The organism is Roseivirga sp. YIW32 (genome assembly GCF_057219245.1).
This window is the reverse complement of sequence record NZ_JBXVVG010000001.1, coordinates 807,773-821,578: the sequence shown is the minus strand read 5'-3', so window position 1 is coordinate 821,578 and position 13,806 is coordinate 807,773. Positions and strand designations below refer to the sequence as shown.

Here is a 13,806-nt window from a genome sequence, read left to right as displayed (position 1 = left end):
TACAACTTAATTTAAGTCATAAACACGAACATAGTCAATTTCCATTCTGTTCGGAAAGATATCGTTTGCAATCCCCTCTTTTCCACCCCAGCTGCCTCCAATGGCCACATTTAGGATGAGGTGATAAGGATGATCGAAAGGCCAATCGTCTGATCCATTGCCGGTGTTTTCAAAGCTATGGTACTGCTCGTTATCAATAAACCAATCGATACGGTCTTCATGCCACTCCATGGCATATACATGAAAAACCTCCGAAACGTCTTGTACGATGATCGAATCTCCCTTTTGGGTCCCTTTCATGTGGTTAAAGGAAGCCGTATGCACTGTTCCCCATACAACTCCCTGATCGTAGCCAACATGCTCCATGATATCGATCTCACCGCTTTTTGGCCAGCCACCATATACATTCTCTTCGGGTAACATCCAGATCGCAGGCCAATTCCCCCTACCTGAAGGGATCTTGGCCTTTACTTCGACGCGTACATGTTTCCAGCTTGCCTTTCCCTTCGTGCTTAGCTTCGCACTCGAATAGGTTCTGGTTTCAAAAGAATCCGCTAAAGCTGTAATGACTAATATCCCATCCTCAATACGAAGGTTTTCGGGCCTATCGCTATAGTATTGTGATTCATTGTTTCCAAAGCCGCAGAGTTGTGGACAGCCATCACCCACATGAATGTACCATTTCGAGGGGTCGATCTGCTCCCCTTCAAACTCATCTGACCACAGGAGTTCGGGGCTGTGCTGACAGGAATAAAAAAAGGCACTACTCAATAGTGCCCAAAAAAATATCTTTGTTCTCATCACTTCTTACCGTAAACGCGAACGTAATCAATGATGAATTCCTGGCTGTCAATGCTGGGATCGATCGTTCCTCCCATTCCACCACCCATGGCCAAATTCAAAATGATGTTCTGAGGTTTATCAAAAGGCCACTCCAGTTCGTCCTTGTTCTTGTCATAAGTGTAATAATGCTCGCCATCAACAAAGGCCTTGATCTCTTCAGGAGTCCACTCGATCGAATACGTATGGTAAGTGTTCACCATGTCCTTGACATCCGTTACCGCCGTAATGTGGGTTCCCTCTTTAAAGTAATAGGTTCGGGTATGACAAGAACCGTGATTGATGCCGTCTCCCGTCATGTCATCAATTTCGCTTCCCACACATTCCAACACATCGATCTCTCCACAATAAGGCCATGACAGTTCATCGACGTACTCGTCACCTAAGAACCAACCTGCAGCCCATGTTCCATCTTTAGCCGGTACTTTCGCTCTGAACTCGTATCTACCGTACAAAAAGCTTGTTTTGCCTCGTGTCGTCAAGCGAGCAGAGGTCCACTCTTGCCCCATATCATTCCTTCTGGCTTCAATGATCAAATTGCCATCCTCTAAACGGGCGTTTTCTCTGCGGTCATTTGTATAGTACTGAGGCTCATTGTTTCCCCAGCCCCAGTTACCGACATCATAGATCCACTTGGTGGTGTCCGGAGCTCCGGTCCCCTCAAATTCATCAGACCACACCAACTCCCATTCGTCGCCTTCGTAAGACTGAGTGAGTGATTCAGGGGTTACCTGATGGTCGATCATCTTAGTGAAGTTGACCTGTTTGATTTTAAGAGGACTTTCCCCATTAGAAGATGCATGTAATTTGATCGGGTGCACTCCTGCGTTCAAAGGACTTCCATCTTTACTCACCGTTACGGTTTCATCTGGTGAATCTATCGTCATCGCCCCTGTAATATTATAAGTTCTACCATCTTCATTATCACGATAATCTTCGATCCAAACTTCTCCAATGCCTTCAGCCACAACTTCGACTTGATAACGTCCTGGTGCAGGTACATTGATATCGTATGAAAGAGAACCAGTCGGCGCGCCCAACAGCATTTGAGTCGAATGATCAAACCAAGACCCTTCTTGTGCCACATAGGCGGTAACATCCACCACCACATCAGGGAGTTCCTTTACAGGGTTTACACAACCTAAAAGGGCAAAGAATATACACAATTGAAATAACTGATATATGCGTTTCATAATTTACTCTTTGATCAAAATAGCTTCTAACTCTTCCAAACTCTTTCCTTTTGTCTCAGGAACCTTGGCGATGATAAAGATCAATCCGAGCAGTGCAAAGACCCCATAAATGATAAAGGTCATCGAGCTGCCGATGGTGGACAATTCCCAAGGGAAAACGGATTGTACACCTGCACTTACCATTGAATTGATGAATCCAACAAAGGATATCGCAACGGCCTTGATCGAAAGTGGAAACAACTCGGAGAAAAGCACCCACATGACCGGACCCAAGGACATAGCAAAACAGGCAATAAAGCCGATGATACCAATTAGGACAAGGTTTGCATTGACATCGATGGCTGCGGTGATGAGATTCGACTCATAAGTCTTGGCTTGTTCATCGCCTAATAGTTCCCGAAGTTTTTTCTTGTACGCCACGTCATTTTCAAAAGGTTGATCAACAATGGCGTTCAGTCTAGTCTTGTCCATATCAACCTCCATAGCGGCAAGGTTTTCGGCTTTAAGTACATAAGTGGCCTGACTAAAGGCGAACCCGATAAGGAACATAAATGCAGCAATTCCAGAGACACCAAAAACCAAGAGTTTCTTTCTGCCTAATTTATCAATAACTGACATGGCCAAAATAGTGAAAACCACATTGGTGATACCAACAATGATGGCTTGTTTAAAAGCGGCATCGGTACCGCCTCCTGCTTGTTCAAATACCATAGGGGCATAAAAGAATACAGCATTGATACCCACGATCTGCTGAAGAATTCCGACAACCAAACCAATGGCCAAAACCAATCGGAAAGCTGGCCTGAATACGGCAGTAACAGGGGTCTTTTCTTTCTTAGCATCCGCTGCAATAGCTTCTTTAACGGCATCAATGTCACGTTTTGCATCTTCTTCGGACCTGAACATTTTCATGACCTCCAAGGCTTCGTCATCACGCTTTTTCATGGCCAGCCATCTCGGACTTCTCGGCACAATGTAAAGACCGAAGAAGTAAAGGACTGCAGGAAGTGCCTCTAAGCCCAGCATCCATCGCCAGTTGTGCTCGCCGATACCCAAACTTTCTACCCAGGTTGCATCGGAATCACCAAGCGAAAGAATGAGGTAATTCGTAAAGTAAGCCAAAGAAATACCTACAACGATATTCAGCTGATTAAAGGAAACCATTTTGCCTCGGATCTTAGGCGGAGCGATCTCAGCAATGTACATAGGTGCTAAGATCAGCGAAGCACCAACACCTATTCCTCCAAGCATTCTGAAAATCAAAAAGAGGATAAAATTAGGTGCCAAGGCAGAACCTACGGCAGAGATGGTAAAGATGATGGCACAGGCCTTGAGTACCACTTTACGCCCGTAGCGGTCACTTATGGCTCCTGAAAAAAGCATGGCAACCGCTGCCACAAAGGTCAATGACCCAACGGAGAATCCTAATTGTCCATCTGTTAATTGAAAATCGAGCTGAACGAATTTATTCACTCCTGAGATCACAGAAGCATCAAAGCCCATAAGTAAACCACCAAGGGCAACAATCGCTGCGATCTTGGTGGTAAATCCTGATTTACTAGCCATAGTATGTTATTAAGGTTGAAGTTGAAAAGGAGAAGTTATCAATTCTCCTGAAATACTCTGATATAGTCTACAATGAAGTATTGCGGAAAACTGGTGGTGTTATTGGGTGAACCGGGCCAGTTGCCGCCAACAGCCAAATTGATGATGAAAAAGAATTCTTCTCGGAATTCATTCAATTCAGCAGGTCTTGTGTCGACCACATTGTATTCCCTATCGTTGACCAACCAACGGATCTGATTTTCATCCCACTCGATGGAATACACGTTGAATTCGTTTTGTGCCTGTCCATCAGGTAAGGTGGTCATACGACCGAAATTTGCCCATGCCCCTTCATTTTGCCAATGCACCGTACCGTGAATCTCATTTTCTCTGCCTTGGCCACCGACCATTTCCATAATGTCAATTTCTCCACAAGCAGGCCATCCGACACTACTGAAGTTGCTACCCAGCATCCAAAGTGCGGGCCACATGCCTTGCCCTTCAGGAAGAGCAGCACGAATATCAATTCGTCCGTAACGGAATGATTGTTTACCCTGGGTAATGATCCGCGACGACGTGTAGGGACTACCACTAAAGTCTTCCCGTTTTGCTGTGATCACTAAATGACCATCGACCAATGATGTATTTTCAGGGCGATAATATTGCAACTCGTTGTTGCCCCAGCCATTATCTCCTCTACCGGTTTCGTGCCTCCAATTCTGTGTATTGAGACTTGCTCCCTCAAATTCTTCTTCCCAAACCAATGTCATTCCGTCGTATGAGGTCGGCGATGTTGCTCCTCCTTCAGGAATCTCTAACCCGGGCAATTCAACCACAGGCGGTGTAGGATCTGGATCTGAATCTCCACATGCCCAAACTGTCAAAAGCAGTAGAGCAGAACTCCATTTCAAAGTCGTTTTCATAAAATATTCTTTTGCTTTGCGCTGTTCAAAATACCCGAACACCCTAAGTTTCTATTGAACGCCTGACTACAAATCGTTACTCAATAGATGCCAACGCACGGTCCGAGATTTATTTCAGTGCATAAGATGCTGATGAAACTCGATAGATGCAACAAAAGGCAGGGTAATGACTTTCTCAATTTGTACGAACGGCTACATCAATAATACATCAAAACTAAAAAAATCAATACCTTTAGAGCCAATAAAGAACATAACGTCTGCATTTGCACCTCAACAAACCTGATGCGCTACAAGCACTTATGAAAGCATATACCTCTCTTCTTCTCCTCTTGCTGTTTTCTATCGAATCATTCGCGCAAATCTCCACGTTAGCGACATCCCCTTTCATTCAAAATTACGAAGCAGTGGACTATAAAGCGGGAATTCAAAACTGGGGCATCACCCAGTCCAGTGATGGTAGACTTTATGTTGCCAATAACTTGGGCTTGTTAGAATACGATGGGACTGAATGGCATAACTATCAAATCCAGTACGGTACCAAATTGCGCTCTTTATTGGTCAAAGAAGATAAGATCTACGTTGGGTCGCAGAACGATTTTGGATACTTCCTTCCCAACAAACGAGGGGGACTCCATTACGTCTCCTTAGCGGATTCCCTACCGGCAACTCTTCGGAATTTTGATGAAACATGGAAGATCTATGAAGGCAATGAAAAGCTCTACTTTTGCACTTTCAATCATATTTTCGAAGTGCAGCAAGGGGCAATCAAGGCCATCTCATCTTCTTACCCGCTTGAAATCTCCTTTTATGTAGACCACCAATTAATGGTTCAGGAATGGGGCAAAGGATTAAGCCAACTGAAAGATGCAACCCTGCAACTTTTACCCGGGGGAGCTTTTTTTAAGGACAAACGAATTTCGTCCATCTTACATTACAACAAAAAGGAACTATTGATCAGCACCTTTAATCATGGGCTTTTTCTCTACAATAATGGGAAAATTAAATCCCTGGAATTCAAGGACCTACCTGAAAACCTGATCATTAACGATGCCATTTTATTGCGAGATGGCCGTTTGGCTATTGGCACCCAAACCAATGGGTTGTTCATCGTCTCTCTCCTCTCGAACGACTTACAGCAGATAGACAAGTCCGTCGGGTTAATGGACAATACCATCAACGGCATCTACGAAGACTTGAGCGAAAACCTTTGGCTCTCTTTAAATAATGGCATTTCCAGAATAGATCTCAGCTCTCCCCTTTCCATCATTGATGAACGTGCAGGAATTCAAGGGGCGGGTTATACCGCCATCGAAGCCAATGGCAAGACCTATCTGGGGACTAATATTGGCGCCTATGTGGTGGAAGAAGGAAGGGTTAGGATGCTAGCAGGAACAGAAGGTCAGGTCTATGCCATACAAGAATTCAACGAGCAAGTCTACGTCTCACACCATGAAGGCCTGATGTTTATTGAGGATGGGAATGCACGACTTTTGACCAATGAGAAGGGTGCATGGAAACTCATTCGTGTTCCAAACTCAAATAATCTGGCCATTTTAGGCACCTATAATGGGATCCGTTTATTCGACTTTGACCGTAATCAGGTCATTCGGACATTCGAAGGATTCTCTGAAAGCTCTCGAGTAATGGCCTTTGATGAATCTGACCTTTGGATCACCCAAGGGTATAAAGGTGCGTATCGCCTGTCGCTCGACATCGAAAAAGGCACGATCGAATCGAGCCGCCTTTACAATGCCAAAGATGGTTTTCCAAGTGATTTTTTGATCAATGTATTTGAAATCGATGGTGAGCTCATCTTTAGTGCTGAAAGAGGATTTTACCGATTCAATGCTGCAAATGACCGCTTTATAATTGATGAAGCGTTCAATCAGCTCTTAGGCGACGATGCTGCCATGGTCGATATGGATGAGGATGCTGTGGGCAATGTCTACTTTATCGAAAGAAATAAAGTGGGTCGCTTAACCAAATCAGCTACCGGTGCCTATGAATTGATCACCAATAATTTTGGAGCAGCCAAAAAGCTTTGGAATGACGACCTGGGAAACATCAACGTATTGACCTACGACAAGGTACTGCTTGGAGCGAGAGAAGGCTTTATTCTCTACGAAAGGAAAAAAGATCGTTTGGTAAAGCCTGAATTAAAAATTGCTTTCGATCAAATCCACGTGCTCAACGGATCAGATAGTGCTTTGTATCAAGGTCACGGTGAACTGGCTACGGAAGAACCCTTACGCCTGGCCTATCGAAATAACTCCCTGGGCTTTGCCTATTACAGCCCTGATTTTCAATCCGGTAACAATACGGCCTATCAATATTACTTAGAGAACTATCAAGAAGAATGGTCTGATTGGTCGACTATCTCCTACAAAGAATTTACCAATTTGAAAGAAGGTGAATATGCATTTCATGTGCGTGCAAAGAACATTTTTGACCAGGAAAGTGAAACCATCACCTATGAATTCAGCATTAAACCGCCCATTTATCGGACCACCGTCGCCTACTTGTTCTATGCCGGTGGACTCATGTTCTTGTTCTTCTTAGGTTTTAAAACCTTAGACTACCGCCACAAAGAAGCGACACGTGCACTTGAGGACGCCAAAAACATTGAGCTGGAAGAAAAAAATCAGCGCATCAAGGCGATCGCAGAAGAATCGGAAAAAGAGATCGACCATTTGAGGAACGAAAAACTTGAAGCCGAATTGAAATTAAAAGCGCAAGACCTTACCTCTTCTGCGATGCACCTCATCCAGAAAAATGAGCTGCTGACGCAAGTGAAAAAGACGTTAAAAGGTTTAGACAAAGACAGTTTGGACGATGATGTCAATGCCAAACTCAGAAGTTTGGTGCGGCAGATCGATAAAGACTTGGCTTCAGGTGAAGAATGGGCACAATTCGAGAACAATTTCGATCAAGTGCACGGTAATTTCATTACCCGACTAAAAGAAGCCTATCCAAAACTCACCCCGCAGGAAATCAAGTTCAGTGCCTACCTACGCATGAACCTCAACACCAAAGAGATCGCCAATTTACTGAACATCTCGGTAAGAGGTGTAGAAATAGGTCGTTACCGCGTGCGAAAGAAACTTGAGCTCGAAAGAAAAGACAATTTGAACGATTTCTTGATGCGCTTTTAACGCGAAGAGTCTCGAATGATCACCTTCGAATCAAACTTCTGATTCTTTAAATGTGGTGGGATATGTCGCTTTTGAATGACTTTGAACAACAAGTCCGCTGCCGCCTCACCCATTTGCTCAGGCTCATGGGTAACACTGGTCAAGTGTGGTTCCACGATTTCACAGAGGTTGCTGTTGCCAAAGCCAACGACCGAAACATCCTTCGGTACGTTATACCCCATCTTCTTCAGCTTCAAGATGGCCTCTACGGCAAGCTCATCGCTGAACGTGAATAACGCATCCGGCATATTCTTCGGATCAGCAAACATCTTTTCAATGATGTTATCGTGCTTTTCATCAGGATCAGTAAAGACCACATAGTTTTCATTGATCTCGTAATCGTAAGTTTTAAGTGCCTCCAAATAGCCCTCATACCTTCGTTTGCTAATGCCTAAGACACTAGGGCCTCCTAAGTGTGCCACCTTTTTACGCCCTCTTTTGATCAAGTGCTCAACAGCTTGGAAACCGCCAGCAAAATCGTTGGCCTCCACCGTTGGCATGTCAAAACCAGGCGCTACACGATCGAAAAACACAAAAGGCGTTTCATACGCTTCTAATGTTTCGATATGCTCAAAAATCTTGGTGTCACTAGAAAGCGAAAGGATAACCCCTTCTACTTTAGACGAAAGTAGCGACCGAATTTGGTCCACTTCGTTGTTGTAGTCCTCGTTGGATTGACAAATGATGGAAAAATAACCATTATCACTCACCACTTTTTGTATGCCATCTATGGCTGAAGCGAAAAAGCTAGAGTTGATATGAGGTACCAAAATGCCGATAGAATTCGATCGTTTTGTGCGCAACCCTGCTGCAATGAAATTAGCCTGGTATTTCATTTCCTTGGCCTTGGCCGAAACCAATTTCTTGGTTTCTTCGCTAATGTTAGGATGGTCATTTAGCGCACGAGATACTGTCGATGGAGAAATCTCCAAAGCATTTGCTATGTCCTTGATCGTAACAGCCATATTTAGTTTGCTTTTGGTTAAGCGTGAGTTCCATCGCAATAAGGTAACTTTTTCGATCTTCCGCAACGACAAAATGAAACAGTTTCATGGAAAACTTCCTTTTGCTTTCGATCGTTCACCGTGGCTCCACCCTTGATGATCAGTGGACCCCTAGGAATCAAGACCACCTCCACCTGACTATTGTCCTTTTCCTTGAACCTCACCCCTTTTATACTAAGCGCCTTCGAAGGACATTCCTTGACGACCGACACGATTTCCTCAGCATTAGCTCCAGCTGTATCGATCCAAGGCCGCTGCTTCAGGTTGAAAACCTTTGGCAAGCCCCTTAAACAAATGCCGGAATGAATGCAAAGCTCAGGCTTCCAAACGATGGTCAGTTCTTCTTTGTGGTATTCCTTTTGGTTCATTTGTATGAGTTTTTTATATATGAATATTTATTTATTTATTCATATTAATATTTATGTATTTATTAAGTCGCGCGAGTTCATAGCTCACATATTCTTCCCATTCCTGCTGCGCCTCGGCAATTTTCCCATGTAAGGTTTCTTCATCATATGTCTTGGAGGTAATCTTAAAATCATTCAGCAGTCGTTCAATATTGGCCTTGTAGGTCTTCATTCTTGCTTCTCCCTGCTGCTCAAGCGATGCCAGCTGTTTTCTTATTTTTCGACCATACAATTCCGCCAGGTCAAAATGAAGCTTCTCATGAGCCAATAGTTCCGCATTACCAAGAGTAGTCGTCCAACTCTTCTTCCGTACATAGAGCACCTTGACTTGAAAATTCGGCTTGCCATTTTTTATTCCCCCTCTTACGGAATGAAAAACCGTTGTCAAGGCGTACACGCCATTGCCTCTTCCCTCCTGTGGAATGTAACGATAATCCGACCAGCTCAACGGTCTTTGCTCGTTCCATTCTATGTATTCCGTTGTATCCACGTTTAGATAGCCTTGAGCCCGTGCAGCTAGCGCACAGAACAATATGGTAAAAAGTATTATCTTCCTTCTCACTTTACCAAATAAACGATTCACGAGATTAAAGACAGAAGTTATGTTAGAAATTTTCAACACCATCATGTTCGCCGTTATTGCTGTAGGTGCTCTCGGTACCGCGCACGTTCTTCGAAACGGACTCAATCAAGTCATTACAGGCTTAGAAGCCATGAATGAACGACTATCTGCCATCGAGGAAAAACTGGACGCAGCTGACAAAAGGAAGAGTTGAGCTCTTGATCGGCTCTCCCTAGCAGATAATGTGCTTTAGCCCTAGCTAGTAACCTTTTCGTTACATTTTAGGGCCTTCAAGAAGAAGACAGGCCGAGCTCCTCAATCATTAATTTGGCCACTCGAGAAGATGCACCTTCCCCACCAAGCTTCTTCTCCATTTCTTCGTAATCGGTCAGGATCCTGGATCGTTCCGGTTCTTTCATTGCCTTTTTCAAGGCCTGGGTCATGCGTTTTTCATTGAGGTCTCCTTCAATCAATTCTTCCACCGCCATCTTATCCAAGATCAAATTCACCATACAGATGTAATTGATGCTGATGATGTTCTTCAATAAATAATAGGTCACTACTCCTGGTTTATAACAGACCACTTGAGGCACCTTGAAGAGCGCTGTTTCCAGTGTGGCCGTCCCGGATGTCACCAATGCCGCTTCCGCATTATTGAGCAGGTTGTAGGTCTTGTTTATGACCAGCTTGGCCTCCTGAAGATATGGACGATAAAGTGTTGTATCGACATTATCCGATCCTGCGATCACAAACTGATGATTTGGAAAGTGTTTGATCACCGCCACCATTTTCGGCAGTTTGGTTTTGATCTCCTGCTTCCTGCTTCCTGGAAGCAAGGCGATGATGGGGCGTTCATCCATGTCATGTGCCTTCCTGAATTCTGACTTAGACACCAAGTTCTTTTTTCGGTCCGCCATCGCATCCAATATAGGATGCCCGACATAGTCTACTTCATAACCATAGGATTTATAAAAGTCCTTTTCGAAAGGTAGTATGGCAAATACGCGGTCACACCATTGATGGATCGTATGCACGCGCTTGCGCTTCCATGCCCATGCCTGCGGTAAGATGTAATAGAAGACCTTGGTCTGAAGCTTTCGTTGTTTGACGTATTTGGCTATCCGCAAATTAAAACCGGAATTATCGATCAAAATCAGGACGTCTGGTTTGAATTTTTCGATGTCAGCCTCACAGAAGCGAAAGTTCCTTTTGATCGTGCGAATATTCCAGAGCACCTTGAAGATGCCCATAAAGGAGGTCTCACGGATGTGCTTGGCCAACTCTTGTGCTTCTGCGGCCATTCGATCACCACCCCAAACCCGAAAGTAAGCAGCCGCATCATGCCTTTTCAACTGCTTCATCATATTCGATGCGTGCAGATCTCCTGATACTTCTCCGGCAATGATGTAATATTTCATAGCAAATCAAGCAATAAGAAAATGAAGAATGGCCGTACAAAAATCGTTCTTCTCTATTCTCAGTCTATTGTTAAACATTGAATATCCTGCTAACTTATGCACTCAACTTGATAAACTGATTCATGATAGTAAAGAAAATTCTTCCGATGTTATTCGTCCTTCTCCTTTTTTCTTGTGGAGGGGCGGACCAAGATGTGCACAATTATTGGATCAATAGTTATACCGTACCCTGTGCCTTGGCACCGGACATTCAGTGTCTTCAGTTCCAGAAAGAAGAAGAAATGCTGCATGGCCAATGGCAAACCATGGCTTCTACGATCGATGGTTTTGTGTATGAACCCGGCTATTTATATGACCTTCAGGTAAGAGAGGTACCTCTGGCTACACCAGCAGCCGATGGTTCCACCGTGAATTATGTGCTAGTGGAAGTTGAAGAAAAGATGGTTGACCCACTACTGGCCATGAATTCCATTTGGGTAGCCGATAAGATCGGTGGAGAGGCGTTTGAGGTCATGCGCGGCAATGAAATTCCAAGAATTGAAGTAAACATTCGTGCAAATAGCATTTCAGGTACTGATGGCTGTAACTTCTTCAATGGAAAGTTTGACAAATTAACGACTGATGAAGTTGCCCTTGGGCCTTTAGCTCAAACCAAGAAAGCATGTCCTCAAATGGCCTATTCGGATGCGTTCATGCAAGCCTTAATGCAGTCTACAGGCTATCGGTTGTCAGAGGATCGAGCCGTATTGCAACTCTTATCGGAAGACCAGCCGGTGCTTGAATTCAAACGAGCGCTGTAAGCACCATTGATTACCGGCAAATCATTTGGACAAAGCCTGTTCAAATGGTTTGTTGTTTAGTAGCTTTACGTCAAACACAAGATCATGCTTAAAATTGGCGTACTCGGTGCCGGACACCTTGGTAAAATACATATCAAATGCATCAAAGACATTCCTGAGTATGAGCTCGTGGGTTTTTACGATGCTTCGCAGGAAAACGCCAAGCAGGTTACCCTCGAACATGAATTAAAAGCCTTCGACTCGATCGACGACCTGATCGCAGCGGTGGATGTTGTGGACATCGTAACACCTACCCTTTCGCATTTTACCTGCGCAGAAAAAGCCCTTAAGGCTGGTAAACATGTCTTTATTGAAAAACCGGTAACCAATACACTCGCTGAAGCTGAACGCTTGATTGAGTTGAGCCAAAAAAATGGTAAGAAAATCCAGGTTGGTCATGTAGAGCGCTTCAATCCAGCCTTTATTGCCGCAAAACCCCATTTGAATAAGCCCATGTTCATTGAAACGCATCGGCTTGCTCAGTTCAACCCTAGAGGCTTGGATGTGCCTGTGGTGCTGGATTTAATGATTCACGACTTGGACGTCATTCTGAAAACGGTAGGATCAAAAGTTGCCAAAGTCTCTGCCAGTGGCGTCAATGTAGTGGCCGATACCCCGGACATTGCCAATGCCCGATTAGAATTTGAAAACGGCTGCGTCGCCAACCTCACCACCAGCCGCATAGCCGTAAAAAACATGCGCAAATCAAGATTCTTCCAACGGGATGCCTATGTGGCCGTAGATTTCCTTGAAAAAAAATCGGAGATCGTTCGGATGAAAGATGCTACAGGAGATGAAGGACCCTTCTCAATGGTGCTTGACTTGGGAGAAGACAAAGGAAAAAAAGAGATCATTTTTGAAAACCCCAAGGTAGAACCGATCAATGCGATCAGAGAAGAATTGTACTCTTTTGGGCAAGCCATCGAACAGGATACCGAACCAATCGTTACCATTGAGGATGGCTATCAAGCCTTAAAAGTAGCGCATCAAATTTTAGAACAAATTGAAGCCAATCTACACAAGATCGGCTAAACCAATAAGAAGAATGAATTATGGACAATAGAAAATTACTACCCGTTATCGTCATCAGTGTCATCGCGTTGATCGTGGTGTTAGGACTGTCTTCCAGTATTTTTTACACGGTGCAGGCCAATGAGCGTGCTGTACTTTTTAAAAAATTCTCTGGCGGACTTGACAAAGAAAACGTTATACAACCCGGGTTTAACATCAAAGCCCCATGGAATGATTTGATCGTGTTCGATGTGGCGGAAACAAAAGTGGAAGAAAACATGGATGTGCTGGACAAGAATGGTTTGAGTATTTCTGTCGACGTATCGGTTCGATTTTACCCGCGTTTTGATCGAATTGGTTTCATCTATGAGCGCTTCAGATTGAGCTATATCAATACACTTGTCATCCCAGAGGTTCGTTCCACGGTCCGCCAGGTAATGGGCCGATATACTGCAGAAGAGATCTACTCTACCAAAAGAGCAGAAGTAGAAACTGCCATTCGTACAGAAACTGCAGAAGTATTGGGTAATGACACCAATAACGTCACCATGACGGCCTTGCTGATCCGTTCGATCAACTTACCAGACAAGATCAAGCAAGCCATTGAGAGTAAACTCCAGCAAGAGCAAGAAGCGCTTGCCTACCAGTTTAGATTGGACAAAGAGAAAAGTGAAGCCGAGCGTAAGCGTATTGCTGCGGAAGGAGAATCACAAGCGAATAAGATCATTAACAACAGTTTGACCCCTGCGCTATTGAAAATGAGAGGAATTGAAGCCACGTTGAAGCTAGCAGAATCACCGAATTCGAAGGTGGTGATTGTAGGCTCAAGCGAAGATGGCTTACCGCTGATTCTCGGCAACAATTAAAAAATGA

At 44.2% G+C, this 13,806-nt stretch carries 13 protein-coding genes; 5 read left to right on the top strand and 8 right to left on the bottom strand.

What is annotated here, in order from left to right; all coding sequences use genetic code 11:
- Positions 1-6: 6 nt before the first annotated feature.
- Genes AC2D6U_RS04025 through AC2D6U_RS04010 form a run of 4 tightly spaced genes read right to left on the bottom strand, consistent with a single transcriptional unit; the run spans position 7 to position 4,501 of the window.
- Positions 7-801, bottom strand: a complete 795-nt coding sequence (locus tag AC2D6U_RS04025) for a glycoside hydrolase family 16 protein (protein ID WP_484719657.1) — start codon at positions 799-801, stop codon at positions 7-9.
- Positions 801-2,033, bottom strand: a complete 1,233-nt coding sequence (locus AC2D6U_RS04020; protein WP_484719656.1) for a glycoside hydrolase family 16 protein — start codon at positions 2,031-2,033, stop codon at positions 801-803. Before AC2D6U_RS04020 ends, AC2D6U_RS04025 begins: the two co-directional genes overlap by 1 nt.
- Before the next feature lie 3 nt (positions 2,034-2,036).
- Positions 2,037-3,599 carry a sugar porter family MFS transporter gene (locus AC2D6U_RS04015; protein ID WP_484719655.1) on the bottom strand — a complete coding sequence of 521 codons (1,563 nt, stop codon included), beginning with the start codon at positions 3,597-3,599 and terminating at the stop codon, positions 2,037-2,039.
- A 38-nt stretch (positions 3,600-3,637) separates the two neighbouring features.
- Entirely contained in the window at positions 3,638-4,501 is an 864-nt protein-coding gene (locus AC2D6U_RS04010) for a glycoside hydrolase family 16 protein (RefSeq protein WP_484719654.1), read from the bottom strand.
- Positions 4,502-4,800: 299 nt separating this feature from the next.
- On the opposite strand from AC2D6U_RS04010, the gene AC2D6U_RS04005 reads away from it, so the two are divergent.
- Entirely contained in the window at positions 4,801-7,653 is a 2,853-nt protein-coding gene (locus AC2D6U_RS04005) for a triple tyrosine motif-containing protein (RefSeq protein ID WP_484719653.1), read from the top strand.
- Here AC2D6U_RS04005 and AC2D6U_RS04000 read toward each other — a convergent pair.
- The 3 genes from AC2D6U_RS04000 to AC2D6U_RS03990 are packed head-to-tail and all read right to left on the bottom strand — an operon-like array spanning position 7,650 to position 9,593.
- Positions 7,650-8,657 carry a LacI family DNA-binding transcriptional regulator gene (locus AC2D6U_RS04000; protein WP_484719652.1) on the bottom strand — a complete coding sequence of 336 codons (1,008 nt, stop codon included), beginning with the start codon at positions 8,655-8,657 and terminating at the stop codon, positions 7,650-7,652. The genes AC2D6U_RS04005 and AC2D6U_RS04000 overlap by 4 nt on opposite strands.
- 17 nt (positions 8,658-8,674) lie before the next feature.
- Positions 8,675-9,064 carry a (4Fe-4S)-binding protein gene (locus AC2D6U_RS03995; protein ID WP_484719651.1) on the bottom strand — a complete coding sequence of 130 codons (390 nt, stop codon included), beginning with the start codon at positions 9,062-9,064 and terminating at the stop codon, positions 8,675-8,677.
- Positions 9,065-9,095: 31 nt separating this feature from the next.
- Positions 9,096-9,593 carry a DUF922 domain-containing protein gene (locus tag AC2D6U_RS03990; RefSeq protein WP_484719650.1) on the bottom strand — a complete coding sequence of 166 codons (498 nt, stop codon included), beginning with the start codon at positions 9,591-9,593 and terminating at the stop codon, positions 9,096-9,098.
- Between the two features lie 112 nt (positions 9,594-9,705).
- Between AC2D6U_RS03990 and AC2D6U_RS03985 the strand changes: the two genes are divergently transcribed.
- Positions 9,706-9,879 carry a hypothetical protein gene (locus AC2D6U_RS03985; RefSeq protein WP_484719649.1) on the top strand — a complete coding sequence of 58 codons (174 nt, stop codon included), beginning with the start codon at positions 9,706-9,708 and terminating at the stop codon, positions 9,877-9,879.
- A 76-nt stretch (positions 9,880-9,955) separates the two neighbouring features.
- Here AC2D6U_RS03985 and lpxB read toward each other — a convergent pair whose 3' ends face one another.
- Positions 9,956-11,083, bottom strand: a complete 1,128-nt coding sequence (lpxB, locus tag AC2D6U_RS03980) for a lipid-A-disaccharide synthase (protein WP_484719648.1) — start codon at positions 11,081-11,083, stop codon at positions 9,956-9,958.
- Between the two features lie 122 nt (positions 11,084-11,205).
- On the opposite strand from lpxB, the gene AC2D6U_RS03975 reads away from it, so the two are divergent.
- From AC2D6U_RS03975 to AC2D6U_RS03965, 3 genes are all read left to right on the top strand, one after another.
- Positions 11,206-11,883 (top strand): DUF4377 domain-containing protein, encoded by a 678-nt coding sequence (locus AC2D6U_RS03975; RefSeq protein ID WP_484719647.1) that lies wholly within the window; start codon positions 11,206-11,208, stop codon positions 11,881-11,883.
- A gap of 84 nt (positions 11,884-11,967) precedes the next feature.
- Positions 11,968-12,954: a Gfo/Idh/MocA family protein gene (locus AC2D6U_RS03970; RefSeq protein WP_484719646.1), complete on the top strand. Its 987-nt coding sequence runs from the start codon at positions 11,968-11,970 to the stop codon at positions 12,952-12,954.
- A 20-nt stretch (positions 12,955-12,974) separates the two neighbouring features.
- Entirely contained in the window at positions 12,975-13,799 is an 825-nt protein-coding gene (locus AC2D6U_RS03965; RefSeq protein WP_484719645.1) for a prohibitin family protein, read from the top strand.
- Positions 13,800-13,806 lie beyond the last annotated feature (7 nt).